This is a genomic window from Agromyces lapidis, from assembly GCF_009749405.1.
GTDB lineage: Bacteria > Actinomycetota > Actinomycetes > Actinomycetales > Microbacteriaceae > Agromyces > Agromyces lapidis.
Genome location: NZ_WBIQ01000009.1, coordinates 203704 through 229446, shown reverse-complemented (window position 1 = coordinate 229446; position 25743 = coordinate 203704). Strand labels below are relative to the sequence as shown.

25 protein-coding genes are annotated in these 25743 nt (G+C 71.7%); 9 read left to right on the top strand and 16 right to left on the bottom strand.

Annotated elements, in window-relative coordinates; all coding sequences use genetic code 11:
• Nucleotides 1-30: 30 nt before the first annotated feature.
• Nucleotides 31-1455 (bottom strand): aspartate aminotransferase family protein, encoded by a 1425-nt coding sequence (locus GQQ93_RS15640; RefSeq protein ID WP_157425165.1) that lies wholly within the window; start codon nucleotides 1453-1455, stop codon nucleotides 31-33.
• A gap of 19 nt (nucleotides 1456-1474) precedes the next feature.
• Complete coding sequence (locus GQQ93_RS15635) at nucleotides 1475-3055, bottom strand: CoA-acylating methylmalonate-semialdehyde dehydrogenase (protein WP_157425164.1); 1581 nt, start codon at nucleotides 3053-3055, stop codon at nucleotides 1475-1477.
• A gap of 166 nt (nucleotides 3056-3221) precedes the next feature.
• On the opposite strand from GQQ93_RS15635, the gene GQQ93_RS15630 reads away from it, so the two are divergent.
• From GQQ93_RS15630 to GQQ93_RS15615, 4 genes are all read left to right on the top strand, one after another.
• The gene (locus GQQ93_RS15630; RefSeq protein ID WP_343032750.1) at nucleotides 3222-4820 is read left to right on the top strand and encodes a PucR family transcriptional regulator; all 1599 of its coding nucleotides are present in this window, start codon (nucleotides 3222-3224) and stop codon (nucleotides 4818-4820) included.
• 141 nt (nucleotides 4821-4961) lie between these two features.
• The gene (locus tag GQQ93_RS15625; protein ID WP_157425163.1) at nucleotides 4962-5423 is read left to right on the top strand and encodes a VOC family protein; all 462 of its coding nucleotides are present in this window, start codon (nucleotides 4962-4964) and stop codon (nucleotides 5421-5423) included.
• Nucleotides 5424-5427: 4 nt separating this feature from the next.
• The gene (locus tag GQQ93_RS15620) at nucleotides 5428-6156 is read left to right on the top strand and encodes a winged helix-turn-helix transcriptional regulator (RefSeq protein WP_157425162.1); all 729 of its coding nucleotides are present in this window, start codon (nucleotides 5428-5430) and stop codon (nucleotides 6154-6156) included.
• A 108-nt stretch (nucleotides 6157-6264) separates the two neighbouring features.
• Nucleotides 6265-6918: a hypothetical protein gene (locus GQQ93_RS15615; RefSeq protein WP_157425161.1), complete on the top strand. Its 654-nt coding sequence runs from the start codon at nucleotides 6265-6267 to the stop codon at nucleotides 6916-6918.
• Between the two features lie 102 nt (nucleotides 6919-7020).
• Here GQQ93_RS15615 and GQQ93_RS15610 read toward each other — a convergent pair whose 3' ends face one another.
• Genes GQQ93_RS15610 through GQQ93_RS15600 form a run of 3 tightly spaced genes read right to left on the bottom strand, consistent with a single transcriptional unit; the run spans nucleotide 7021 to nucleotide 10264 of the window.
• Nucleotides 7021-8397 (bottom strand): NAD-dependent succinate-semialdehyde dehydrogenase, encoded by a 1377-nt coding sequence (locus tag GQQ93_RS15610; RefSeq protein ID WP_157425160.1) that lies wholly within the window; start codon nucleotides 8395-8397, stop codon nucleotides 7021-7023.
• Between the two features lie 23 nt (nucleotides 8398-8420).
• Entirely contained in the window at nucleotides 8421-8819 is a 399-nt protein-coding gene (locus GQQ93_RS15605; RefSeq protein ID WP_246192361.1) for a cupin domain-containing protein, read from the bottom strand.
• Nucleotides 8816-10264, bottom strand: a complete 1449-nt coding sequence (locus tag GQQ93_RS15600) for an NAD(P)/FAD-dependent oxidoreductase (RefSeq protein WP_157425158.1) — start codon at nucleotides 10262-10264, stop codon at nucleotides 8816-8818. Before GQQ93_RS15600 ends, GQQ93_RS15605 begins: the two co-directional genes overlap by 4 nt.
• Before the next feature lie 146 nt (nucleotides 10265-10410).
• Here GQQ93_RS15600 and GQQ93_RS15595 point away from each other — a divergent pair, with 146 nt between their 5' ends.
• Complete coding sequence (locus tag GQQ93_RS15595; RefSeq protein WP_157425157.1) at nucleotides 10411-12651, top strand: winged helix-turn-helix domain-containing protein; 2241 nt, start codon at nucleotides 10411-10413, stop codon at nucleotides 12649-12651.
• Nucleotides 12652-12654: 3 nt separating this feature from the next.
• Here GQQ93_RS15595 and GQQ93_RS15590 read toward each other — a convergent pair whose 3' ends face one another.
• Nucleotides 12655-12984: a hypothetical protein gene (locus tag GQQ93_RS15590; RefSeq protein WP_157425156.1), complete on the bottom strand. Its 330-nt coding sequence runs from the start codon at nucleotides 12982-12984 to the stop codon at nucleotides 12655-12657.
• Nucleotides 12985-13195: 211 nt separating this feature from the next.
• On the opposite strand from GQQ93_RS15590, the gene GQQ93_RS15585 reads away from it, so the two are divergent.
• Nucleotides 13196-13600 carry a DUF7144 family membrane protein gene (locus GQQ93_RS15585; protein WP_157425155.1) on the top strand — a complete coding sequence of 135 codons (405 nt, stop codon included), beginning with the start codon at nucleotides 13196-13198 and terminating at the stop codon, nucleotides 13598-13600.
• A gap of 94 nt (nucleotides 13601-13694) precedes the next feature.
• On the opposite strand, the gene GQQ93_RS15580 is transcribed toward GQQ93_RS15585, so the two are convergent.
• The 3 genes from GQQ93_RS15580 to GQQ93_RS15570 form a co-directional block, all read right to left on the bottom strand.
• The gene (locus GQQ93_RS15580) at nucleotides 13695-15155 is read right to left on the bottom strand and encodes an XRE family transcriptional regulator (RefSeq protein WP_157425154.1); all 1461 of its coding nucleotides are present in this window, start codon (nucleotides 15153-15155) and stop codon (nucleotides 13695-13697) included.
• An 87-nt stretch (nucleotides 15156-15242) separates the two neighbouring features.
• Nucleotides 15243-15833 carry a cysteine hydrolase family protein gene (locus GQQ93_RS15575; protein ID WP_212277362.1) on the bottom strand — a complete coding sequence of 197 codons (591 nt, stop codon included), beginning with the start codon at nucleotides 15831-15833 and terminating at the stop codon, nucleotides 15243-15245.
• 115 nt (nucleotides 15834-15948) lie between these two features.
• The gene (locus GQQ93_RS15570) at nucleotides 15949-16362 is read right to left on the bottom strand and encodes a winged helix-turn-helix transcriptional regulator (RefSeq protein ID WP_157425152.1); all 414 of its coding nucleotides are present in this window, start codon (nucleotides 16360-16362) and stop codon (nucleotides 15949-15951) included.
• A gap of 81 nt (nucleotides 16363-16443) precedes the next feature.
• On the opposite strand from GQQ93_RS15570, the gene GQQ93_RS15565 reads away from it, so the two are divergent.
• Nucleotides 16444-17316: an NAD-dependent epimerase/dehydratase family protein gene (locus GQQ93_RS15565; protein ID WP_157425151.1), complete on the top strand. Its 873-nt coding sequence runs from the start codon at nucleotides 16444-16446 to the stop codon at nucleotides 17314-17316.
• A gap of 21 nt (nucleotides 17317-17337) precedes the next feature.
• Here GQQ93_RS15565 and GQQ93_RS15560 read toward each other — a convergent pair whose 3' ends face one another.
• On the bottom strand, nucleotides 17338-17787 hold the full coding sequence (locus GQQ93_RS15560; protein ID WP_157425150.1) for a VOC family protein: 450 nt from the start codon (nucleotides 17785-17787) through the stop codon (nucleotides 17338-17340).
• 103 nt (nucleotides 17788-17890) lie between these two features.
• Between GQQ93_RS15560 and GQQ93_RS15555 the strand changes: the two genes are divergently transcribed.
• Both GQQ93_RS15555 and GQQ93_RS15550 read left to right on the top strand, forming a co-directional pair.
• Nucleotides 17891-18880: a helix-turn-helix transcriptional regulator gene (locus tag GQQ93_RS15555; RefSeq protein ID WP_157425149.1), complete on the top strand. Its 990-nt coding sequence runs from the start codon at nucleotides 17891-17893 to the stop codon at nucleotides 18878-18880.
• Between the two features lie 144 nt (nucleotides 18881-19024).
• Nucleotides 19025-19486: a hypothetical protein gene (locus tag GQQ93_RS15550; RefSeq protein ID WP_157425148.1), complete on the top strand. Its 462-nt coding sequence runs from the start codon at nucleotides 19025-19027 to the stop codon at nucleotides 19484-19486.
• 70 nt (nucleotides 19487-19556) lie between these two features.
• Here the strand turns inward: GQQ93_RS15550 and GQQ93_RS15545 are convergent, their stop codons facing one another.
• The 6 genes from GQQ93_RS15545 to GQQ93_RS15520 form a co-directional block, all read right to left on the bottom strand.
• Nucleotides 19557-20432: an ABC transporter permease gene (locus GQQ93_RS15545; RefSeq protein ID WP_157425147.1), complete on the bottom strand. Its 876-nt coding sequence runs from the start codon at nucleotides 20430-20432 to the stop codon at nucleotides 19557-19559.
• Entirely contained in the window at nucleotides 20429-21355 is a 927-nt protein-coding gene (locus tag GQQ93_RS15540; RefSeq protein ID WP_246192360.1) for an ABC transporter permease, read from the bottom strand. The genes GQQ93_RS15545 and GQQ93_RS15540 overlap by 4 nt, the downstream gene beginning before the upstream one ends.
• Nucleotides 21348-22520, bottom strand: coding sequence for a polyamine ABC transporter substrate-binding protein (locus GQQ93_RS15535; RefSeq protein ID WP_157425146.1), 1173 nt, complete (start codon nucleotides 22518-22520; stop codon nucleotides 21348-21350). The genes GQQ93_RS15540 and GQQ93_RS15535 overlap by 8 nt, the downstream gene beginning before the upstream one ends.
• 17 nt (nucleotides 22521-22537) lie before the next feature.
• A complete protein-coding gene (locus GQQ93_RS15530; protein WP_343032749.1) occupies nucleotides 22538-23722 on the bottom strand; it encodes an ABC transporter ATP-binding protein in 1185 nt (394 codons plus the stop codon).
• Nucleotides 23723-23880: 158 nt separating this feature from the next.
• On the bottom strand, nucleotides 23881-25068 hold the full coding sequence (locus GQQ93_RS15525; protein ID WP_246192359.1) for an ABC transporter permease: 1188 nt from the start codon (nucleotides 25066-25068) through the stop codon (nucleotides 23881-23883).
• Nucleotides 25065-25742 carry an ABC transporter ATP-binding protein gene (locus tag GQQ93_RS15520; protein WP_246192371.1) on the bottom strand — a complete coding sequence of 226 codons (678 nt, stop codon included), beginning with the start codon at nucleotides 25740-25742 and terminating at the stop codon, nucleotides 25065-25067. Before GQQ93_RS15520 ends, GQQ93_RS15525 begins: the two co-directional genes overlap by 4 nt.
• Between the last annotated feature and the right edge of the window lies 1 nt (nucleotide 25743).

Here is a 25743-nt window from a genome sequence, read left to right as displayed (position 1 = left end):
GCGGGCGATCCGGTTCGAGTGGTGCGACGGCTACGCGGTGACGTACCCGTCGGCGACCGTGAGCGCCTCGTCGATGATGTCGAGGCCGCGCACGAGCTCCTCCTCGCTGATCACGAGCGGCGGGGCGACGTGCAGCCGGTTGAAGTGCACGAACGGCCAGAGGCCGGCCCGCTTGCAGGCGGCCGCGACCGCGCCCATGGGCGCCGCGTCGGCGCCTGCGGCGTTGAACGGCACGAGCGGCTCGCGCGTCGAGGCATCCTTCACGAGCTCGATCGCCCAGAACAGGCCCACGCCGCGCACCTCGCCGACCGAGGGGTGCTTCGCGGCGATCTCGCGGAGGCGGGGGCCGACCACGCGCTCGCCGAGGTCGCGCACGCGCTCGAGGATGCCGTCGCGCTCGAACACCTCGAACGTCGCGACGCCGGGAGCGCAGGCGAGCGGGTGGCCCGAGTAGGTCAGGCCGCCCATGAAGGCCACGGTGTCGAAGTGCGAGGCGATCTTCTGCGAGATCACGACGCCGCCGAGCGGGGCGTAGCCCGAGTTGACGCCCTTCGCGAAGGTGATGAGGTCGGGCGTGACGCCGAAGCGGTTCACCGCGAACCACTCGCCGATGCGTCCGAATCCGACCATGACCTCGTCGGCGATGTAGACGATGCCGTACTTGTCGCAGAGCGCGCGAACGCCCTCGAGGTAGCCGGGCGGCGGCACGAGCACGCCGTTCGTGCCGACCACCGTCTCGAGGATGAGTGCGGCGACGGTCGACGCGCCCTCGAGCACGATGACCTGCTCGAGATGGGCGAGCGCGCGCTGCGCCTCCTCTTCGGGCGAGGTCGAGCCCCAGGCCGAGCGGTACTCGTACGGGCCGAAGAAGTGCGCGACCGAACCGTCGCTGGGCTCGTTCGCCCAGCGGCGCGGATCGCCCGTGAGCGAGATCGCGGTGGCGGTGCCGCCGTGGTAGCTGCGGTACATCGAGAGCACCTTGCGGCGGCCCGTCACGGCGCGCGCCATGCGCACCGCGTACTCGTTGGCGTCGGCGCCGCCGTTCGTGAAGAACACCTTGTCGAGATCGCCCGGGGCGACCTCGGCGATGCGGCGGGCGAGCTCGCCGCGCACGTCGGACGCCATCGAGGGCTGGATCGTCGCGAGACGCCCGGCCTGCTGCTGGATGGCGGCGACGAGGTCGGGGTGCTGGTGCCCGAGGTTCAGGTTCACGAGCTGCGACGAGAAGTCGAGGTACGCGTTGCCGTGGTAGTCCCAGAACGTCGCGCCCTCGCCCGCGGCGATCGGCAGCGGGTCGATGAGGGCCTGCGCGCTCCAGGAGTGGAAGACGTGCGCCCGGTCGTCGGCGCGCACCTGCGCGTCGGCGGCGGCGTCGGGCAGCGCGTGCACGGCGCCGTGGCGGTCGGCGTACACCGCGGTGGCGGTGTCGATCGGGTCGATGGCGGTGTCGGTCATGTGATGGCTCCTCGCGAGATCAGTGGTTCTGGGGGAAGCCCAGGTTGATGCCGGTGTGGCTGCTGTCGTTGCGCGTGGCCGGGTCGAGCCAGCGGCTCGTGATGGCCTTCTCGCGGGTGAAGAAGTCGAAGCCGTGCGTGCCGTACGCCTTCGAGTCGCCGAACAGCGACTGCTTCCATCCGCCGAACGAGTGGTAGGCGACCGGCACGGGGATCGGCACGTTGATGCCGATCATGCCCACCTGCACCTCGTTCTGGAAGCGCCGGGCCGCGCCGCCGTCGTTCGTGAAGATGGCGGTGCCGTTGCCGAACTGGCCCGAGTTGATGAGGTCGAGGCCCTCGTCGTAGCTCGCGACGCGCACGATCGAGAGCACCGGGCCGAAGATCTCCTCGGTGTAGGCGCGCGAGGTCGTGGGCACGTCGTCGATCAGGGTCGGGCCGAAGAAGAAGCCGTCCTCGTGGCCGTCGACGGTGAAGCCGCGGCCGTCGACCACGATCTTCGCGCCGTCGGCCTCTGCGATGTCGACGTACGAAGACACCTTGTCGCGGTGCACGTCGGTGATCAGCGGGCCCATGTCGGGCTCACTGAGCGTGCCGTCACCGGCGTCGACGCCGGCCCCGTTGCCGATCTTCAGCTTCGCGATGCGCTCGGTGACCTTGGCGATCAGTTCGTCGGCGACGGGCTCGACCGCCAGCACGACGGAGATCGCCATGCAGCGCTCGCCGGCCGCGCCGTAGCCGGCGTTCACGGCCTGGTCGGCGACGAGGTCGAGGTCGGCGTCGGGGAGCACGAGCATGTGGTTCTTCGCGCCGCCGAGCGCCTGCACGCGCTTGCCGTGCTTCGAGGCGGTCTCGTAGATGTACTGCGCGATCGGCGTCGAGCCGACGAACGAGATCGACTGCACGATCGGCGAGGTGAGCAGCCCGTCGACGGCGAGCTTGTCGCCCTGCAGCACGGTGAAGACGCCGTCGGGGAGCCCCGCCTCCTTCCAGAGCTCGGCCAGCCAGAGCGCCGCCGAGGGGTCCTTCTCGCTCGGCTTCAGGACGACCGCGTTGCCGGCGGCGATCGCGATGGGGAAGAACCACATCGGCACCATCGCGGGGAAGTTGAAGGGGCTGATGATGCCGACGACGCCGAGCGGCTGCTTCAGCGAGTAGACGTCGATGCCCGACGAGGCGTTCTCGGAGAACGCACCCTTGATCAGGTGCGGGAACCCGGTCGCGAGTTCGACGACCTCCTGGCCGCGGAGGATCTCGCCCATGGCGTCGGAGAGCACCTTGCCGTGCTCGGCCGTGATGATCGCGGCGAGTTCGCCCTTGCGCGAGTTGAGCAGCTCGCGGAACGCGAACATCACGGTCTGGCGCTTCGCGATCGAGTAGCCGCTCCACACCTCGTAGCCGGCCTGGGCCGAGGCGAGCGCCGCGTCGATCTCGGCCTGGTCGGCGAGCGCGACCTCGGCGCGCACGGCGCCGGTGGCGGGGTTGTAGACCGGGGCGGTGCGACCAGAGGTCGACGCACGCAGCGCGCCGTCGATCCAGTGCCCGATCGCCGGGACTTCGGCGTTCGAAGTGGGCGACGATGCGGTCTCGGTGATACTCATGGCTGGTCCTTCCGGGCAGTGCATTCGGGGCGTTCAGACAGAATGGCCGACGCTCGGCTAAGCTTCTGATTCCCAGTGTTGCAGAGCCGAAGAGAGTGAAGCGGTGCCAGATCGTCGCGAAGATCAGTCGATCCGAACGGATCGTCCGGACGCCCGGAGCGGGGTGGTGGCGGGCGCGGCCGACGACGGTGCGGCCCTGCCGACGGTGCGCGAGATCCTGGCGCTCCCAGCGGTCGCGGCGGGCGTGCCCGAGGTGCTGTCGGGCGATGACGGGGCGCTCGACGCCCGGGTGCGCTGGGTGCACGTCTCCGACAGTGCGGGCGTCGCCCGGCTGCTCGACGGCGGCGAGCTGCTGCTGTCGACCGGCTCGGGCTGGCCGACCGACCCCGACGAGCTCCACGACTTCATCTCGGGCCTCGTCGACGCCGGCCTCGCCGGCCTCGTGCTCGAGCTCGGCGTGCACTACCGCTACGTGCCCGCGGTCGTCGAGCAGGCGGCGCGCGATCGCGGGCTCGCGCTCATCGCGCTGCACCGCGAGGTGAAGTTCGTCGCCCTGACCGAGGCGGTGCACAGTCGGATCATCTCCGAGCAGACGACCGCCCTCCGCGCCCGCGACGAGGTGCGCGAGCGCTTCACCGCGCTGAGCCTGCGCGGTTCGCCCGCCGACTACATCGTCGCGCAGCTCGCGCAGACGCTCGGGTCGCCCGTCGTGCTCGAGAACCTCGCCTACGAGGTGGTCGCCGCCGAGGTTCCGGCCGGGGCCGAGGAGGCGCTGTTCGCGAACTGGGAGCAGCGTTCCCGTCAGGCCCACCGCAGCCCCGGCGAATGGCTGATCGTGCCCGTCGAGGCGCGGGGCATCCGGTGGGGCCACCTCATCGCACTGCCCGGGCCGGCGCATCCGGCCGGCCGTACCGGCGTGCTCGAGCAGGGGGCGATCGCGCTCGCGCTCGGGCGCCTGGCCGACGGCGACGACGCCGACGAGTGGGTGCGCGCGGGGCGGCAGCGGCTCATCGACGGACTGCTCGAGGGGCGGTTCGCGGGGCTGCCCGCGGCGGCGGCGCGGCTCGGCGCCGCGGGCCTGCCGGTCGAGGGCGCGACGCTGCACGGCCTCGTCGTCACGGGCGCGCCGGTCACGGCGCCGCGGGCGGATGCCGCGGCCCAGGCGTTCGGCGGCCGTGCGCTCGCCGGGGCGGCGCCGGGCTGGCCGAGGCAGACCCAGGCGAGCGTCGTGCTGCTGTCGCTCCCGGCGGGGGCGCAGTTCGCCGATGCGACCGCGAGCGAGTTCGCCCGGGCCCTGGTCGGCGACGAGGCATCCCCCGAGCATCTGGTGCTCTCGGTCGGGCAGGCGGCGTCGGGGCTCGACGGGCTGCTGGGCTCGGTGCAGGAGGCGATCGACCTGGCGCGCGCACCCGGTGCCCGCTCGCGGCGGGGACTCGTGATCCGTCGGGCGGAGGACCGCCCGCTGATCCGGCTCGTGACCTCGCTGCGCGACGATCATCGGCTGTTGCGGCACAGCGAGCAGATGCTCGCGCCGCTCATCGAGTACGACCTCGCCCGCGGCGGCGACCTGCTCGACGTGCTCGCCGCGACGCTCGCGCACCCCGGCAATCGCACCGCCGCCGCGGGCGCGTCGCACCTGTCGAGGTCGGTGTTCTACCAGCGGCTGTCGCTCATCGGGCAGCTGCTCGGGGTGGATCTCGACGACGGCGAGACGCTCACGGCGCTGCACCTCGCGCTGCTCGTGCGGCGCAGCGCGTTGCGCTGATCCGGGATCGGGCGATGCCCGGGCGAGCCCTGCACGGGATGGGGAAGAACTACTCACTTGCTATTGACAAGTGAACTTGCAAAGAGCAAGCTGGGACTCGAAGCACCCGAACACGACACTGACGATCCCTCGGAGGCGATCATGACCGCGACCAGCATCTTCGTGAACCTGCCCACCAACGACCTCGACCGCTCGAAGGCGTTCTACGAGGCCCTCGGGTTCACCATCAACCCGCTCTTCACCGACGAGAACGCCGCCTGCGTGGTGTTCAGCGACAACATCTACTTCATGGTGCTCACCCGCGAGTACCTCGGCACCTTCACCGAGAAGCAGATCATCGACACGAAGACGCACGCGCAGGCGCTCATCGCCCTCAGCCGCGAGTCGCGCGACGAGGTCGACGCGGTGCTCGCGAAGGGCCTCGCCGCCGGAGGTACCGAGCCGCGCGACGCGCAGGACTACGGCTTCATGTACTCGCGCGACCTCGAAGACCCCGACGGCAACGTGCTCGAGTTCCTGTTCATGGAGCAGGCGGCCGCCGAACAGGGCCCCGAGGCCTACCTGGCCGACCAGGCCCAGGCCGCGCAGTCGGCCACGGCCTGACCGGATGGCGACCCGCGGCGCGCGCGGCTTCGGCCAGTACGGGGGAGCCGCCCGCGCACTCGAGCGGGTCGGGGACCGGTGGGCGCTGCTCATCGTCCGCGACCTGCTCGTCGGCGCGCGCCGATACGGAGATCTGAAGGCCGGGCTGCCGCGCATCCCGACGAACATCCTGAGCGACCGGCTGAAGGAGCTGCAGGAGGCGGGCGTCCTGCGCCGGGTGCCGAGCGTGCGCGGCGGCTACGAACTCACCGAGCTCGGGAGGGGCCTCGAGCCCGTCGTCGTCGCCCTCGAGCGCTGGGGGTGGTCGCTGCTGGGCGAGCCCGGCGACGGCGAGACGTTGAGCGCCGACTCCATCGCCTTCGCGCTGCGCGCGGCGTTCCGGCGGGATGCCGCGGCGTCGCTGCCGCCCACCGAGTACGTGCTGCACGTGGCCGACGACGGGTCGGCGGTCTCGGTGTCGGCCATCGTCATCGGCGCGGCCCTCGACGTCGCCCCGGTCGGCCCGGGCGCGCTGCCTCAGCCGCGCCGCTCGGCGCTCGAGCCGGTGCCCCAGGCCGTGCTCGAACTCGAGCTCGCGCCGGGCCCGCTCCGCGCGCTGCTCGTCGGCGGGGCATCCCCGGCCTCGTTCGTCGGCGATGCCGAGCTGCTCGCGCGATTCACCTCGACCTTCCGCATCGAGCCGGCGGGCCCGGTGCCCGGCGCGATCGACCGGGCCGGGGCAGTCGTCGCCTGAGCGCGCCGCGGGCGTTATCGAAGCGATATCGTTCGACGCTGCCGATTCGCGTGCTCCTGTCGTTAGCGTGAAGCAGGCGGTTCCTCCGCATGACCTGAAGGAGCACCCATGTCACGGAGCCGCCGGTTCGCCCGGTCGTCGATCGCCCTCGGCATCGCCGCGATCGCGATGTTCGCCCTCTCCGGCTGCGCCGCGCCCGGCGAAGCGGCCAGCGAGGAGCCGACGAACCCCGCCCCCTCGGCGGAACCCACCGTGATCGGGACCCCGTCGGCGACGCCGTCGGCCGCGCCCGTCGACCCTGCCGACGTGACGACGTGGACCATCACCACCGGCGGCATGGGGCCGATCCAGCGGGGAGCACCGGCCGAAGCGACGCTCGCCGGCCTCACGGCGTTCGAGACCGACGAGTACTGCCCCGGCAGGATCGCGCTTTCGGCCGACGGGGCGGCGACGCTGCTCGTGATCCACCCCGAGGGCGTCGACGAGGTCTCCGCCGTCTGGGCGAACGGGCGGCCCGACGCAGACGGCGTCCTGCCTGCGTCGCCCGCGACCGAGGCGGGCATCGAGCTCGGCTCGACCATGGACGAGCTCACCGCGGCCTACCCCGAGCTCGAGCCGACGAACCAGCCCGCCGCGGAGTCGTTCGGCTACGCCGTGGGCGATGATGCGAGCGGCTACGTCAACTTCCTCGTCGAGGACGACACGGTCGTGATGATCGGCGTGCAGGAGCGCGCGGGCGTGCCGAAGGAGTTCTGCGGCTGATCCGCATCGCGGGTCCCTGCTGAGACCCGACGAGGTCGGCCCGAGACGAGAACGGGCCCGCCGGCGAGTTCGCCGGCGGGCCCGTTCGGGTCTTGCGGTCGACTACCTCGCGACGAAGGAGAGACGGCGGTTGGCGAACTCGCCGATGCCGACCGGGCCCATCTCGCGTCCGAAGCCCGAGCGCTTCACGCCGCCGAAGGGCAGCTCGGCGGCCTCGGCGGCGATCGTGTTGACGTGGGTCATCCCGACCTCCAGGCGCGAGGCGACCCGGGCGGCGCGAGCCTCGTCGGTCGAGAACACCGAGCCGCCGAGGCCCAGCGCGCAGTCGTTGGCGAGCTCGAGGGCCTCCTCGTCGCTGTGCACCCGGTAGACGGTCGCGACCGGTCCGAACAGCTCTTCGCCGTACGACTCGGAGTCGCGGGGCACCCCGGTCAGCACCGCGGGCGAGTAGTACGCGCCGGGCCCGTCGGAGAGGACGCCGCCCGCCTCGAGGGTCGCGCCCTCGGCGACGGCCTTCTGCACCTGGGCGTGCACCGTCTCGGCGGCGGCGCGGGACGACATGGGGGCGTACTGCCCCTCGCGGAGGTCGAGCTGGTCGCCGGGCTCGAGGCCGGTGGCGAGACGGCGCAGCTCGGCGACGAACTCGTCGTAGATGTCGTCCATCACGATGAGCCGCTTGTTCGAGTTGCAGACCTGGCCGCCGTTGTAGACGCGGAAGTCCCACGCCGCCTTCGCGACGCCCGCGACGTCGTCGGCGTCGAGCACGACCATCGGGTCGATACCACCGAGCTCGAGCACGCACTTCTTCAGGTGCCGGCCGGCCTGCTCGCCGATGATGGCCCCGGCGCGCTCGGAACCCGTGAGGGAGACGCCCTGCACGCGGGGGTCGGCGATCATGCTCGCGATCTGCTCGTGCGAGGCGAAGACGTTCTGGTAGCCGCCGACCGGAACCCCGGCCTCCTCCATGATCTCCTGGATCGTCAGCGCCGAGCGGGCGCAGATGTCGGCGTGCTTCAGGATGATCGTGTTGCCGAGCACCAGGTTCGGCGCCGCGAAGCGGGCGACCTGGTAGTACGGGAAGTTCCACGGCATGACGCCGAGGAGCGCCCCCACGGGCAGCTGCTCGATGATCGCCTTGCCGGGGATCGTCGACGGGATCTCGTGGTCGGTGATCAGGCTCGGCCCGTGCACCGCGTAGTACTCGATGATCGAGCGGGCGAACTCGACCTCGTCGAGCGACTCGGCGATCGACTTGCCCATCTCGACCGCGATGAGCCGGGCGAGCTCGTCCTTGCGCTCCTCGAAGAGCTCGGCCACGCGCTTGACCGCCGCGGCGCGCTCCTGCACGCTGCGTTCGCGCCATTCACGGTAGGCGGCGTCGGCTGCAGCGAGGGTCTGCTCGATCTGCGCGTCGGTCGCGACCTCGAAGGTCTCGACGATCTCGCCGGTGGCGGGGTTCTGTACTCGATACTTCGTCATGGGTGATCCTCCTCCGTCGCGCCTCAGCGCGAGATGAATACCTTGCGCAGGTTCTCGCGCACCGTCCAGACGGTGCGCATGCCGGCCTCGAGCCGCACCACCGAACCCGGCGCGAGCACGATCGGGCTGCGGTGCAGCCCGTCGGACGCGGCCGACTCGAACTCGACCGTCGCGGCCCCGGCGAGCACGACGAAGACCTCGTCGACCTCGACGTCGCGCATGGCGCCGACCGACATCTCCCAGACGCCGATCTCGCCCGCCTCGGACTCGTCGAGCGCGAGGTAGGCCGTCGTCGGACTGCCGGCGACGACCTGCTCGGCCGGCACGGGCTCGTGTTCGAGGGCGAGCCCCGTGGCATCCGTCAGTGCGCCGGCGACGAGCCGGAGCACCGCGTCGGCCGCGCGCGTCTCGTCGCCGCTCACGAGTCGAACCCCAGGCCGAGCGCGTCGAGCGTCTTCAGCAGCACGTTGCGCTTGCCCCGGTTGTGGTCGGCGCGATCGAGCGACCATCGGGTCGCGTTGATGCCGATCGCGGCGGCCGGCTCGGGCGGGAAGGGCAGCGGGCGCTTGCGCACCATCTCGAGCGAGGTGCGCTCGTTCTCGCGGCGCTCGAGCAGGTCGAGCATCGTCTCGGCGGCGAAGCGCGTCGAACCCACGCCGAGCCCCGTGAAGCCCGCGGCGTAGGCGACGCGGTGGTCGCGGGCCGTGCCGAAGAACGCGGTGAACTGCGTGCTCGTGTCGATCGCGCCCGCCCACTGGTGGCTGAACTTCAGCCCCTCGAGCTGCGGGAAGGTCGTGAAGAAGTGGCTCGCGAGCCGCTGCCAGCTCTCGGGCCGGTGCTCGTACGACTCGCGCACCTTGCGACCGTAGTTGTAGATGGCGTCGTACCCGCCGAAGAGGATGCGGTTGTCCTTCGAGAGGCGGTAGTAGTGGAACTGGTTCGCCATGTCGCCGATGCCCTGGCGGTCGTTCCAGCCGATGTCGGCCAGCTGCTGCGCCGAGAGCGGCTCGGTCATGAGCACGTAGTCGTAGACCGGCACGGTCATGAGCCGGTTGCGCTTCAGCAGCGACGGGAACACGTTCGTCGCGAGCACCGCGTGCTTCGCGTCGACGCGGCCGCCGTCGGTGACGACGCTGACCGCACCCGTCGAGCCCGGCGTCTCGAGGCGGCGCACGGGGGAGTGCTCGAAGATCTCGACGCCGTGCTCTTCGGCGACGCGGGCGAGCTCCGCGGCGAGGCGGGCCGGGTGCAGCATGCCGTTGGTGCGCTGCTCCCAGACGCCCGCGAGATAGGTCGGCGAGGCGACCGAGGCCTGCATCGCGGCCTGGTCGAGGTAGACGAGCCCCTCCTCGCCCCGAGCGGTGCCCTCGGCGTACCACTCCTGCAGCCATTCGACCTGGTGCTCTTCGACGGCCGGTGCGAGCTGCCCGGTGCGCTCGAACTGGAAGTCCATGCCGTACTTCGCCTCGGCCGCCTCGATCGCGTCGAGGTTTTCGAGACCGAGCCGGTCGAGCGTCTCCATCTCCTTCGGCCAGCGCGCCATGCCGTTCTCGTGGCCGTGCGTGAGGCTCGCCTCGCAGAAGCCGCCGTTGCGGCCCGAGGCCGCCCAGCCGACCCGCTTCGCCTCGACGATGACGACGTGCGCATCGGGATTGCGGTCCTTGGCGAGCAGCGCCGTCCAGAGGCCGGTGTAGCCGCCGCCGACGACGACGAGGTCGGCGACCGCGGTGCCGACGAGCTTCGGCCGCGAGGGCTTCAGCGCCTCGGGCAGGTCGTCGATCCAGAAGGTCGAATGCGAGGTGCCACCGAGCGCGTGCTCGATGACGGAGGGCTGGGGGATGCGTCGTTCGAAGACGGTGGTGCCCACGGGATATCACTCCGATGCGATGGTTGGTCCCACCATCCTCGCCCGCAGGGGCGAGGGTCCGCCACCTCGCGCTGTCGCGAGTTCGGAGGTGGTCCGGACAAGGTGTCGTGCGGGGGTTCGGCGCGCGGACTCCCTAGACTCCGGTTATGGGCGGACTGACGACCGTGCACGAGGACGCTTCGTCGCGAGCGGGTGACGAGCCCGCCTCGTCGAAGTTCGCGCCGCCGCGCGGTCGCGGCGGCGGGGTGAGCCGCCGGCGTCTCATCGATCGCGCCCGGGCGTCGCGCGCTTCGCTCGTGAGCCTCGCGGCGCCGGCCGGGTACGGCAAGTCGACGCTGCTGCGCGAATGGGCGGAACTCGATGATCGCGTGATCGTCTGGGTCTCGCTCGACCGCTTCGACAACGACCCCTCGGCGCTCATCAACCTGCTGGCCCGTGCGTTCGACCGCGCGGTGCCCGGCGACGAGCGGCTGGCCGCCGTCGCCGCGCTCCCCATGACCGGCCCCGCGGTGCTCGGCCGGGCGGCCCCGATGCTCGCCGCCGCGATCGAGCTCGTCGACTCGCCGTTCGTGCTCGTGCTCGACGACGTCCACGAGGCCGCGACGCCCGCCTGCCAGGACGCGCTCGAGGTCGCGCTCGCACGTATCCCGACGGGGTCGCAGGTGGTCATGGCGAGTCGGCGGGTACCGGAGTTCCTCTCGCGCCTGCGTCTCGGCGGGGAGGTCGTCGAGATCGGAGCCGATCAGCTGCGCCTCGACGCGGGCGACGCCCGACGGGTGTTCGACACCCTCGAAGCCGCGGCGGACGACGAGGACCTGGCGCGTCTTGTCGCGCACACCGAGGGATGGCCGACGGGGATCGCGCTCGCCGCACTCGCCGCGCGCGACGGCGGCCATCCGGTCGACATCGACGGCGACGACCGCTTCGTCGCCGACTATCTCTACCGGGCCTGCTTCCGCGCGCTCGACGCCGACGACCAGTCGTTCCTGCGGCGCACCGCCCTGCTCGAGCACCTCTCCGCCGGATGCTGCGACGCGGTGCTCGCCCGCGACGATTCGCGAGCCCGCCTGAGCGAGCTCGAGCACCGCGGGCTCTTCCTGGTGCCGATCGACCGGCGTCGCGGCGACTACCGGTACCACCAGTTGTTCCGCGAGTTCCTGCTCGCCGAGTTCGACCGGGTCGAGCCGGGCGAGGGCCCCGAGCTCCACCGCAGGGCGGCGGCGTGGTGCGAGCAGCACGGCGAGGTCGCGTTCGCGATCGAGCATCTGCTCGCGGCGGGCGATCGGCGGCGGTCCGTGCGGCTCGTCGCCGAGCGTGCGCTGGGCGCCTATCAAGCCGGCGAGCTCGCCGCGGTGGCGCGATGGATGCACGAACTCGGCCAGGAGGCGATCGCCGGGTACCCGCCGCTCGTCGTGCTGGCGGGCCTGCGCGCCATCCTCGACGGGCACGCGGCGGAAGCCGACGGCTGGGCCCGGCTCTTCGACCGCATCGAATACGACGGCCCAGCCGAGTTCGGGCTGCCGAACTACGACTCGGCCCGTGCGATGGTGCGGGCGATCATGTGGCGCGACGGGCTCGCCGCGGCCACGGCCGACGCGGCCTTCGCGCTCGCCTCGGAGTCGCCGTCGAGCCTGTGGTACGACCAGGCGCTGCACCTCATCGGGTGGACCCGGTTGCTCGCGGGCGAGACGGAGGGGGCGATCGAGGCGTTCGAACGGGCGTCGGGCCAGGCAGAGCTCTTCGGCAACGCCGACTCGCTCGCGCTGAGCGAGGGCGAGCTCGCGATCATCGCACTCGACCGAGGCGACGTCGCGAAGGCCGACCGTCACGTCGATCGGGGGTTGACGGCGATCGCCGAGCACGGCATGGACGGCTACGCGACCACGACGCTCGTGCTCGCGGTGGGCGCCCGCGTCGCGATCCGCCGGCACGACGCCGCCGCTGCGAAGCGCCTGCTCGCCCGCGCGATGCGCGACCGGGGACTCTGCACCCACGTGATCCCGGTCCTCGCGGTGAAGGTCCGCCTCGAACTCGCCCGCGCCTTCGTCGCGCTCGGCGACGGCTCGACGGCGGCGCATCTGCTGGAGGAGGTCGACGACCTCCTCCGGGTGCGCTCCGGCCTCGGCACGCTCCTCGACGACGTCGCCGAGCTGCGTTCCTCGATGGAGCAGTCGCGCGACGCGCTCGGCGCCTCGCCGCTCACGCCGGCCGAGCTCCGACTGCTGCCGTACCTGCAGACCCACCTGACGATCGGAGAGATCGGCGATCGGTTGTTCGTCTCCCGCAACACCGTGAGCTCGCAGCTCGGGTCGATCTACCGCAAGCTGCGCGTGACGACGAGGGGTGCGGCCGTCGAACGGGCGCAGGAGCTCCGCCTCCTCGGCTGAGCCTCAGTCGTCGGCGGTCACGAAGGTCTCGAGGTCGAGGCCGAGCGCCACCGCGAGATGCTGGGCCGCCGCCACCGCGCGCGGCATGCCGATGACCGGCACCAGCGAGACGATGAGCTGCACGAGTTCGGGCGCCGTCGAGCCCGCCCGGATCGCCGCGTCGGCTGCCGAGGAGAATGAGGCATCGGTGCCGCCGACGCCGCAGAGCGCGCCGAGACGGGCGAGGGCGAGCGGCTTCGAGCGCAACGGCCCGGCCTCGGACTCGGCGACGCCCTCGCCCGAGAGCCGGTCGTCGTCGATCGCCAGGCGACGCAGCAGTTCCAGGTGATCCATGGCCGGGCTCCAATCGGTCCCCCGATTCCACCCCCTCCCAGGGGCCCCCGCATCATGCAGATCAGGCGAATGACGGCTGCGGCGTCCGCGTCCGCGTCGCGCGGCGATCGCGATTCACGCGAACTGCATGATGAAACGGGCTCCGGCCGCTCACTAGCGTGACCACGACGGACGCGGTGCGCGCCCGCCGAATCCACTGGGAGGAATCGACATGAGCGACACCGAAACGACCGGCTGGGTCGGTTGGGGGTACTTCGCGGCGATCATGCTGCTCGTCGCGGGCATCTTCGACGCGATCTACGGCCTCATGGCCATCATCGGCCCCGACAGCGCGTACTTCCTGACGAACGAGGGCCTGTTCCTCATGGATGTCTCGGGCTGGGGCTGGTGGCACATGATCATCGGCATCGCGCTGATCCTGGCTTCGCTGGCTCTGTTCGCCGGTGCGACCTGGGCGCGCGTGGTGGCGATCATCCTCGCGATCGTGAACGCGATCGGCCAGCTCTTCCTGCTGCCGTCGCAGCCGTGGTGGTCGCTCATCGTCATCGTGCTCGACATCCTCGTGATCTACGCGCTCACGGTGCACGGCAAGGAGCTCCGCAAGGCGGCGAGCTGAGCCGTTCGACCGACGCCCGGGCGGGCCGGACTCGTGCCGGTCCGCCCGGGCGATTCTGCGGGGTGCCGCCCGTCGCCGGCCGCCTCGCGCCGGCTCAGCGGGGGGCGTGCGCCTCGAGGAACTGGAAGACCTCGGTCTGGTCGACCCCGGGGAACGTGCCGGTCGGCAGTGCCGCCAGCAGCGAGGTCGGCGTGCGTGCGGCGGGCCACGAGGCATCCGCCCACTTCTCGGCGAGGCCCGACGGGGCCTGGCAGCACGCGGGGTCGGGGCATCGCGACACCGCACGATGGGGTGTCTCTCGCCCTCGGAACCACTTGACGTGCTCGAACGGCACGCCCACCGACACCGAGTACTCGCCCTCTTTCGCCTTCTCGATGCGCGAGGTGCACCAGAAGGTGCCCGACGGGGTGTCGGTGTACTGGTACCACGGGCTGTAGCGGTCCTCGACGTCGAAGACGGTGCGCGCCGTCCAGTTGCGGCACATCGTGGTGCCCTCGATCGCGCCGAGCGCGTCGCTCGGGAAGCGCACCCGGTCGTTCTCGTACGCCTTGATGATCGTGCCCGACTCGTGCACCTTCGTGAAGTGCACGGGGATGTCGAGGCGGGCGGTCGCGAGGTTCGTGAAGCGGTGGGCTGCGGTCTCGTACGAGACGGCGAAGGCGTCGCGCAGGTCCTCCATCGAGATGCGACGCAGGTTCTTCGCCTCGGAGAGGAAGCGCACGGCCGCCTGCTCGGGCAGCAGGAGCGCGGCCGTCAGGTAGTTCGTCTCGATGCGCTGGCGCAGGAAGTCGCCGTAGTTCTCCGGCTCCTCGTGGCCGAGGAGGTGGCTCGAGAGCGCCTGCAGGATGGGCGAGCGCGAATCGCGCGAGGGCGACTGCTGCGTCGGGAGGTAGATGCGTCCGTGGTGCTTGTCGGTCACCGATCGCGTCGAGTGCGGCAGGTCGCCGACGTAGTGCAGCGAGTAGCCGAGGTGGCTCGCCATGTCGGCGACGAGCTGGTGCGACACCGGGCCGCCGGTGTGCCCGACGGCCTCGAGGAGCTCGGCCGCCTTCTGCTCGAGCTCGGGGTAGAAGTTGTCGCGGGCGCGCATCTCGGCCCGGAGCTCGGCGTTGGCGCGGCGCGCCTCCTCGGGGGTGGCCGCGCGCTCGCGGTGGAGGCGGTCGATCTCGTTGTGCAGGGCGAGGATCGTCTGCAGGGTCTGGTCGTTCATCGTCTTCGCGACGCGGAACGGGTCGAGTCCGAGGGCGGCGAACACGGGGCCGCGCTGCGCGCGCTCGACGGCGATCTCGAGGGCGACCCGCTCGTTCGGGGCGTCGCTGCGCAGCAGTTCGTCGACCGTGGTACCGAGTGCGAGCGCGATCGTGCGCAGCATCGAGAGGCGCGGTTCGCGCTTGCCGTTCTCGATGGCGCTCACCTGCGACGGCGCCCGGTCGATGGCGCGGGCGAGCTCGCCGAGGGTCAGTCCTCGGGCGGTGCGACGGTCGCGGATGCGCCGGCCGAGCGTGAGCGCGTCGAGCTGCTCGGCGGCTTCGGCGGTGGCATCGACGGTGATCATGCCTTCGATGGTCACACGCGCCGACGGTTCACGCAAACGGAAGAATCGCAGAAGTTCTGCGAGCGATGCGTTGTGAACGAGGTCTGGTCAGTGAAACGGATGCCTCGGCCGCGAAGAATCGGCGAAGTGCTCACCCTGCGCGATGATCTCCTCGGCGCTCGCGACCGCGGCGTAGCTGCCGTCGAGCGCCGCCATGAAGGCCGCGTGCACCTGCGCGCCCGGCACGAGGACCCCGCCGAACTCGAGGTCGGGGGCGGCGCAGGCGTCGTGGGCGACGGTCACCCGGTAGCCGGCGTCGGCCGCCGCGCGCACCGTCGCGTCGACGCACATGCTCGACATCATGCCCGCGATGACGAGCTCGTCGGGGGCGAGTGCGCGCAGCCGCTCGTCGAGCTCGGTCTCGAGGAACGAGTTCGGATTCGCCTTCGTGACGAGCGGCTCGCCGGCGAGCGGCGCGACCGCGGGGTGGATCTCGACCCCCGGCGTGCCCGGCTGGAAGAACGCCGCGTCGGGGGCGTCCCAGATGTGCTGCACGTGCACGACCGGTTCGCCGCGCTCGCGCCAGGCGGCGAGCAGCCGGGCCGCGGCCGCCGCGGCCGCGTCAGGGCCGACGAGCGGGTGCCGGCCGCCGGGGAAGTAGTCCTGCTGGATGTCGATGATGATGAGCGCTCGGGTCACTCGCCCAATGTAACGAGCGCCGTCGCGACGTTGCGCGCCGATTCCGACCGCGCCCGCCGGAATGGCAGCCGAGATGCCGAGATTGGCGCCGTCGCGCCGTCGCGCCGTCGCGCCGTCAGCCCGTGGCGCGCTCGCGGGAGGCGAGCACCTCGGGGACATGCTGCTCCGCCCATTCGCGCATCGCGGCGATCGGCTCGAGCAGGGAGGTGCCGAGCGGCGTGAGCGAGTACTCGACGCGCGGCGGGGAGTCGGCGTAGGCGCGACGTTCGACGAGCCCGTCGGCCTCGAGCGCGCGCAGCGTCTCGGTGAGCACCTTCGGGGTGACCTCGCCGACCGTGGCCCGCAGCTCGGTGAACCGCAGCGTTCCGGCGCGCGAGAGGGCGAGGATGACGAACATCGTCCAGCGCTCCCCGATGCGGCTGAGGATCACCCGGCTCGGGCAGTCGGGCGAGAGCACGTCGCGTTCCACGTCGTCGGGGGGAGGCGCGATCGAGGTGGCGGGCGTCGTGGTGACGTGGTGTTGCGGCATCCGACCCCCGATGACGGCTCGTGCTTCCCTCGAGGGAAGTTCCGTTGAAGTAACCGGCGTCGGCTCCGTAGCGTCGCAGGCATGAGGATTCTACTGACCGGGGGAACCGGGTACATCGGATCGGCCGTGCTCGAGGAGCTCGTCGAGCACGGCCACGAGGTCGTCGCGGTCGTGCGCAGCGAGCGCGCCGCCGAGGCGGTCGCGGCGCGCGGCGCGACCGCCGCGATCGGCGATGCGACGGATGCCGCGTGGCTCGCGCCGCTGCTCGCCGACGCCGACGGCGCGGTGCACGCGGCCGCGCCGGCGTCGGACGCCGCGGCCTTCGACGCCGCGATCGTCGACGCCGTGCTCGGGGCCTTCGGCGGCACCGCCCGCCGCTACGTGCACACCGGCGGCATCTGGGCGTACGGCGCCGGCGACGCGCTCGACGACGACGGCCGGCCCGATGCGCCCGCGCTCGTCGCCTGGCGCGTGCCGATCGAGGAGCGGCTGCTCGAGTCATCCGTCTCGGCGACGATCATCGCGCCCGGCGTCGTCTACGGCGACGACCGCGGACTCGTGCAGCTCGTCACCGAGGCGCCGCGCGACGCCGAGGGCCGGATCCTGCTCCTCGGCGACGGCGAGCAGCACTGGACGTGGGTGCACGTCGACGACCTCGCCCGCCTCTACCGGCTCGCACTCGAGCACGACCGCGCCCTCGGCCGCATCATCGGCAGCGACGGCTCGCCCACGACCGTGCGCACGGTCGCCGAGGCCGTCGTGGCGCAGGGCGCTGCCGCCGGCGTCGTCGCCGAGGGGGCGGATGCCTCGCGCTCGCGCCTCGGCCCGGAGTTCGCCGACGCACTCCTGCTCGACCAGCAGGCCGACGGCGCGAAGGCGCGGGGGCTCGGCTGGCGGCCCGCGCACGAGAGCGTCATCGACGAGGTCGTCGGGCGGGAGGAGTCCGCCGCCTGACCGGCGGGCGGAGGGCCGGTGTCACCCCTCCTGCACGAGTTCGTCGCGCGCGGGCCCGGCGAGCATGTCGAGGTAGTGCACGTTCGTCATCACCCCGAGCACGTTGCCGAAGGGATCGACGACCGACGCGGTCACGAAGCCGGGGCCGTGCTCGGTGATCGGCAGGAGCGGGGTGGCGCCGAGCTCGACGAGCCGTGCGACGGCGGTCTCGAGCTCGTCGACGTGCCAGTGCACGAGGGCTCCGCCCACACGTCCGGCCGCATCGCCGGCCAGCCCGGCCGGGGCGAACCGGCGGTCGATGAAGCCGAGCTCCTGCTGGTGGTCGCCGATCCGGAACTCGACGTACGCGGGGCGCCCGTCGGGGCCGGGGCGCGAGAAGTACGGCTCGATGCCGAGCACCTCGGTGTACCAGGCGGCGGCGGCGGCCGGGTCCTCGACGTAGCAGTTGACGGTCGCGATGCCTCGCAGCATGGGGTTCTCCTTCGGTGATTCCGGCGACCCGTCGTCGCCGATGTTCTATGATCGAACGCAGAAGTGCTCACCTTCTGACTACTTTTACGAGGAGAATCGGAACATGCGCGCAGACCGGCTCGTGGCCACCCTCCTCGTCATGCAGGCGCGCGGTCGGGTCACCGCCCGCCAGCTCGCCGACGAGCTCGAGATCTCGGTCGCGACCGCCCGTCGCGACCTCGAAGCGCTCTCGGCCGCGGGCATCCCCGTCTATCCGCAGCCCGGTCGCGGCGGGGGATGGCGGCTGCTCGGCGAGGGCCGCACCGACCTGAGCGGCTTCACCGCCTCGGAGGCGCGGGCGCTCTTCCTCCTCCTCGGGCCGCGCGCCGGTGAGAGCGAGGCGGCGCGCTCGGCGCTGCGCAAGGTGCTCAGGGCGTTGCCCGCGACCTTCCGCGCCGACGCCGAGGCGGCCGCCGAGGCGGTGATCGTCGACTCGGGCGGTTGGGATGCCCCCGCGTCGCGACCGCCCCGCGCGGTCGAGCTCCTGCAGCAGGCGGTGCTCGAGCGGCGCGTCGCCAGGTTCGCCTACACGAGATGGGGCGGCGAGGCCGCGATGCGCAGGGTGCGCCCGCTCGGGCTCATCGAGACGCGCGGCATCTGGTACCTGATCGCCGATGTCGTCGGTGATCATGGCGCCGAGGCTCCGGTCGGCGAGGGCGTTCCCGTGGACGCTCGGCGACGGAGCTACCGGGTCGACCGCATGGCCGACGTCGTCGTCGAGGACGAGCGTTTCGAGCGCTCTGCTCCGTTCGACCTCGACGCCGAATGGGCGGCGCTGCGGGCGGCGGCGAACACGGCACGGCACCGGGCCGAGGCGACGGTGCTCGTCGACGCCGGGGTCGCGGAGGAGTTCAGGGGGTGGGTCACCGGCAGCAGCGCCGACGGCGATGCCGAGGCCGACGGCCGCGTCCGGCTGCGCGTCTCGGCTCCGAGCGAGCAGGTGCTCGAACGGCGCCTCGCCGCGTGGGCCAGTGAGGCCGAGGTGGTCGAGCCCGCGAGCCTGCGCGACCGGCTCGCCGGGCTCGGCGCCGCCCTCGCCGCGCGCTACGGCTGAGCGCGCCGGGCGTCCCCGATCCGCGGGCGTCCGCGATGCCGACGACGGGCAGCCCTCCCCATTTCCCGTTGTGGGCGGCGACTGCTTTGATGTACCGGGGGCCCGGGATCGACCCGGGACCGTTCTTTTAGGGGAATCATCACGATGACTGCATCACGTCCGCTCGCCGCCGCCTCGTTCGCGCTGCTCGCACTCCTGCTCACCGGCTGCGCTGCGGGCGCTCCGGCGGCCGACGCCGGCTCGAAGGGCGACGCCAAGACCGACGCCGCCGCACCCGCCGCCGACCAGTCGAAGGAGGAGGCCTGCGAGCTGGTGAAGACCACGCTGACCGAGCTCGAGGGCCTCTCGTCGGTCGACACGAGCGACCCGGCCGCCGCGCTCGAGGCGTTCAAGGGTGCCGAGCAGACGGTCAGCGAGACCGCCGCCCAGATCAGCAACACCGAGGTGAAGGCCGCCGCCGACAGCGCCGCCACCGCGATGACCGAGTACGTCACCTACGTCGACGGCATGCTCGCCGACCCGGCGAACGCCGACGTCTCGGCCATGGGCGACCACCTCACCGCGCTCACCGAGGGCATCACCGAGCTCACCACCGTCTGCGCCTGACGCACGACGTACGCGAAACGGGGGCGCACCGATCGGTGCGCCCCCGTTTCGCGTACTGGTCGCGGAATGCTCAGCTGCCCGCCATCGTGCGGGCGATGTCGGCCGCCGAGTCTCCCGCCCGCCGCAGCACGAGCGCGACGAGGCCGAGTGCGATGAGCGTGAGCACGAGCATGATCGTCGAGACCGCTGCGATCTCGGGCTTCAGGCCGCTGCGCAGCGCGCTCAGCACGTAGACCGGCCACGGCGTCGACCCCGAGACCGAGACGAATGCCGCGATGACCGTGTTGTCGAGGCTGAAGGTGAACGACAGCATGAATCCGGCGAAGACCGCCGGCATGGCGAGCGGCAGGGTGACCTTGCGGAACGTGCGGGTCGGCGTCGCATACAGGTCGGCCGAGGCCTCCTCGAGCTGCGCCTCCTGGCCCACGAGCCTCGCGCGCACGAGGTACGAGACGACCGTGATCGAGAACAGCGAGTGGCCGATCACGAGGCGCACGATGCCGTCGTTGAAGATCGACATGCCGAGGTCCTGGCCGAGGAAGACGGTCCACGGCAGCAGCGCGACGGCGTCGACGATCTCGGGTGTCACCGAGACGAGCAGCAGCAGTCCCATGAACCACCACACCCACTTGCCCGGATGCCGCGCCATCGCGATGCCCGCGAGGGTGCCGAGCGCCGTGGCGACGAGGGCGGCGATGAAGCCAGTCTGCACCGAGATCCAGACCGCGTCGCGGATCGCCGGCTTCGCGAGCAGTGCGAGGAACGAGTCGAATCCGAAGTGGTCCCACGAGACCAGCAGTCGCCCGACGTTGAACGAGGAGACGATGATCACCGCGATGGGGGCGAACAGGAAGACCATCACCAGGATGCCCCACACGTTGAACGCGACATCCGACCACGCCCTGCGCGGCCGTCGCACCTGTCGCTGCGCTGCTGGAGCACTCATGCCGCGACCTCCTCTCGAATCGAAACGGATGCCGGCGCGGCGGCCGGCGCACCGATCACGAGGCGGTGGCTCGCCCTGATCGGCAGGGTGACGAGCCACACGATGCCGGCGCCGATGGCGACGGTGAGGAGGATGACGAAGATCAGCACGACCGCCATGGCGGAGCCGAGCGCCCAGTTCTGCGCGGTCTGGAACTGGCTCGCGACGAGCTGGCCGACCATGTTGCCCTTCGCCCCGCCGAGCACCGTGGCGGTGATGTAGTCGCCCATGAGCGGAATGAAGACGAGCAGCACGCCCGCGACGATGCCGGGCTGGGCGAGCGGCAGGGTGATGCGGAAGAAGGTCGTCCACTTGCCGGCGCCGAGGTCCTTCGAGGCCTCGCGCAACGGCCCGTTGACCCGGTCGAATGCGACGAACAGCGGCAGGATCATGAGCGGCAGGTAGTTGTAGACGACGCCGAGGAGCACTGCGCCGCGCGTGTTCAGGATCGCGAGGGGCTCGAAGCCGACCGTCTGCAGCGCCGTCGAGATCCAGCCCTCGGGCGAGAGGATGACCTGCCAGCCGATCGTGCGCACGAGGAAGTTCGTCCAGAACGGCACCATCACGAGGGCGATGAGGAGGCCGCGCCGCGACGGCGGCGCCTTCACGGCCATCCAGTACGCGACCGGGAGCCCGATCAGGAAGCACAGGACGGTGCCGGCGACGCCGACCCACAGCGTGTTCTGGAACGTCGCGAAGAACGTCGGGCTGAACACCTCGGCGTAGCGGTCGAACGAGAGCTTGTCGGTGGCCTGGGTGGCGAAGATGCTCGGCTTGTAGCCGAAGCTGAACCACACGACCATCGCCACGGGTGCGACGAAGAAGATCGTGAGCCACGCCCAGGCGGGCGCCGCGAGCAGGAATCCGGGGAGTCGTCTACGCACCAGCCGCCGCCTTCGTCGTGTTCCAGATCTGCACGACGCGTTCCTGCGCCTCGGTCAGTTCGCCCTCGTGCATGGTCGCGAGCTGCTCGGGGGAGTAGAACACGAGGTCGAGCATCGGCAGGCCGGCATCGGCGGCCACCTGCTGGATGCCCTTCGCGCCGGTGTCGTATCCGATGTAGTCGAGTTCGGCGAGCGCATTCTCGGGGGAGAGCACGTAGTCGATGAACGCGTGCGCGGCCTCGGGGTTCGGAGCACCTGCGGCGATCGCCCAGTTGTCCATCCAGATCTCGGTCGCCGGTGAGCCGAGCACGAACTTCCAGCGATCGGGGTCGGGGCTCTCGAGCATGCCGAGTCGGGCGTCGCCGTTGTACGACTGCATGAGCATCTGCGTCGCCTGAGGGATGGCGCTGCCGCCGGGGTAGGAGTCGAACGCCGAGATGTGCGGCGCGAGGTCGACGAGGAACTCCTCAGCGGCGTCGAGGTGCTCGGGATCGGTCGTGGTCCACGGGATGCCGTTCGCCCAGAAGTAGAGCCCGGTGAGCTCCGACGGGTCGTCGAGGAGCGAGGTCTTGCCGCTCGCCTCGTTCTTCGCGGCGTCGATGAAGTCGTTCCAGTCCTTCAGCTCGCGGTCGATCAGGGTGACGTCGTAGACGAAGCCGGTCGTGCCCCACGCCTTGCAGATCGAGTACTCGTTGTCGGGGTCCCAGGTGCGGCCGAGGAACGCCGGGTCGACGTGCTTCAGGTTCGGGATGAGGTCGTGGTTGAGCTTGGCCAGCAGCCCGTGCTCGGCCATCTGCGCGACGAACGTGCCGGTCGGCACGACGATGTCGTAGCCGCTCGTGCCCCGCGCGCCGACGAGTTTCGCCACCATCTCCTCGTTCGAGTTGAAGGCGCTGAGCGAGATCTTCGGGCCGAGGTCGGCGGTGAAGGCGTCGAGCACATCGGGTGCGTCGTAGTCGCCCCAGGTGTAGATCGACAGCTTGCTCTCGAGCGGGCCGCCGGAGGCCTGCACGGTGGCGGGCGAACCGTTCGGCGCGCAGGCGGCGAGCAGCCCGGCCGAGCCAGCCGCGGCGGCGAAACTCAGGAAGCGGCGCCGCGAGAGCTCCCGGCGGATGGTCTTGGCCGCGCCCGCGGGCGCGAGGATTCGGATCTCTTCGGATGACATCGTGGCTCCTCGGGCGTTCAGGCCGTCGGCGGCGCGACGTAGCCGCCCGCGCTCGCCGCATCGTCGGCCGGGAAGAGGAGCACGCTCTCGGCGCGCCACGAGCAGACGACCGCGTCGCCCACCGCGAGCTGGGGCGCCTCGGGGGAGGGGCGGCGGGCGATGAGGCTCTGGTCGTCGCCGAGCCGCACGAGGTACTGCATGGTCTCGCCGAGGTGCGAGACGCCGATGAGGGTGCCCCGGGCGGTGTTCACCGCGCCGGAGGCATCGGCCGAGGCATCCGCGTCGATGCTCACGAACTCGGGGCGCACGGCCGCGAGGCCGGCGGTGCCCTCCTGGAGCGCGGGCGAGGCGCCGCGCACGAGGGCGTGGGCCGAGTCGACGGCGGCGCCGCGCTCGGCGACGGCGCCTCGGAAGAAGTTCTGCTGCCCCACGAAGGCCGCGACGTAGGCCGAGGCGGGTCGGGCGTAGACCGTGTCGGCGTCGGCGAGCTGCTCGATGCGTCCGCTGCGCATGATCGCGATGCGGTCGCTCATCGAGAGGGCCTCGCCCTGGTCGTGCGTGACGAAGACGAAGGTGATGCCGAGGCGCGACTGCAGCAGCTTCAGCTCGAGCTGCATCTCTTCGCGCAGCTGCCGGTCGAGGGCGCCGAGCGGCTCGTCGAGGAGCAGCACCGAGGGGCGGTTCACGAGGGCGCGGGCGAGCGCGACCCGCTGCTGCTGGCCGCCCGAGAGCTGGGTGGGCTTGCGGTCGGCGAATCCGCGCATCTGGGCGAGGTCGAGGGCGTCGACGACCCGGTCGCGGATCTCGGACTTCGGGGTGCGCTTCTGCTGCAGCCCGTAGGCGACGTTCTCGGCCACCGACATGTGCGGGAAGAGGGCGTAGGCCTGGAACACGGTGTTGACGTCGCGGCGGTACGGCGGCACGCCGAGCAGGGAACGGCCCGAGACGCGGATGTCGCCGGCGTCGGGCTCCTCGAAGCCGGCGATCATGCGCAGCGTCGTGGTCTTGCCGCATCCTGAGGGGCCGAGCAGCGAGATGAACTCGCCGGCCTCGATCGTGAGCGAGAGGCCGTCGACGGCCGTCGAATCGCCGTAGCGCTTCGTGACGGTGTCGATGACGACCGTTCCGGGTGCCTCACCGCGGGATGTCACGGGTTCGGGAGCCGTCCCCGATTCCGCCTCGATCGTGGATGCCTGGGTCACTGGCGACGCCTCCTGTTCACTCGCGCGCCATCGCGCAGAGGCCATTCAATCCCCGCGTCAGGGCGGGCGCAACGCGGTGCCCGGCGAATGAGACGAACCATCGGACGGGGGCGCGGTGACCTGACAGTCCGTCTGGTCGGTCGGCGCCCCCGCCCGGATCAGGTGCTGAGCGCGGCCGTCGGCGAGGTGCGCGCCGCACGGGCCGCGGGCAACGCGCCGGCGACCGCGCCGACGGCGACCGTCGCCCCGACCGCGGCCGCGAGCACCGCGATCGGCACCGCGACGGGCCATCCGTTGGCCCCGGCGACGACCGCCGTGATCGCCCAGCCGATCGCCGTGCCGGCGATGCCGCCGCAGAGCGCCAGCAGGATCGCCTCGACGAGGAACTGCGAGCGGACGTGCCTGCGGGTCGCCCCGAGCGAGCGGCGCAGGCCGATCTCCTGTCGGCGTTCGAGCACGGAGATCACCATCGTGTTCGCGACGCCGATGCCGCCGACGAGCAGGGCGATGGACCCGACGCCCACGAGCAGTCCGGTGAAGGCCTGATCGATCGTGTTCTTCGCGGCGAGCGCGTCCGAGGGTCGGCTGACCTTCACCTGGGTCGGCGACTCGGGGTTGATCGTCGCCGGGAGCAGGGCTCGCACCTCGGCCACGAGGTCGTCGTCGGAGCGCTCGTAGATGACCGACGGCGAGCCCCCGAAGTCGAAGTGCTCGGTCGCGACCGGCGCGCCGATGAGCGCGACGGAGTCGAGTTCGGGAGCGAGGGGCGATCGGTCGAGGATGCCGGCGACGGTGAACTGGCGACCCCCGATCTCGATCGCACTGCCGATCGTGACGATGCCGAGCCGTTCGGCCGCGGCAGCGCCGAGCACCGCCACCGGGAACTGCTCGGTCGCCCGGTTGAGCCAGACGCCGGAGCCGAGCTCGGTACCGGTCGCCTCGAGCAGTTCGAGATCGGCGACGGCGACCGTGAGTCCGCCGGTCGCACCTCGGTCGATCATCTGGTTGCGGTAGACGTGCACTTCGGAGAGCGAGGCGGTCCAGCTCGCCCGCTCGACACCCTCCACCCGGCGCACGCGGTCGATCGCATCGGGCGGGAGCTCGGCGTCCTGCCCGAAGAAGTCCGACCCGGCCGACGCGGTGAGCAGGTTCGTGCCGAGCGAGGCGAGCCGCTGCTTCACGAGCGCCTCGCTCGACGTCGAGATGCCGACGACCGCGACCATCGCCGCGATCCCGATGGCGATGCCGAGCGCCGAGAGCACGGCGCGCATCGGACGTGCGCGGAGCCCGTGCAGGCCGAGCGAGAGGAGGTCGCTCGGACGCAGCCGGGAGCGCAGGCCGTTCACGATCCGGCTCCGGCGAGGACGCCCGCGCCCGTCGACAGCACACCGTCGCGGATGCCGACGCGGCGGGGCATCCGCTCCGCGACCTGCAGATCGTGCGTGATGACGACGACGGTCGTGCCCCCCGCGTTGAGCTCGGCGAGGATCGACACCACGGTCTCGCCCGAGCGGGTGTCGAGCGCACCGGTCGGCTCGTCGGCGAGGAGGAGGGCCGGTTCGCCCACCACCGCCCGTGCGATCGCGACACGTTGACGCTCACCGCCCGACAGTTCGTTCGGACGATGGCGGGCGCGGGGCGCCAGGCCGACGCGCTCGAGCGCGGCGGCGGCGCGCGCCCGCCGCTCGGCCTTCGGTGCGCCCGTGTACAGCAGGCCCGTCGCGACGTTGTCGAGCGCGGTCACTCCCTCGGCGAGGTGGTACTGCTGGAACACGAACCCGATGGTGTGCGCTCTGAGCCCCGAGAGCTCGGCGTCGCTCATCGCGCCGGTGTCGTGGCCGTCGATGCGGATCTCGCCGGAACTCGGCCGATCGAGCGTGCCCATGAGATTCAGGAGCGTCGACTTGCCCGAGCCGCTCGGCCCGACGATCGCGAGCATCTCGCCGCGATCCACGTCGAGGTCGGCGTGCGAGAGCGCGACCGTGGGCGGCGAGCCGTACGTGCGGGACACCGACCGCATC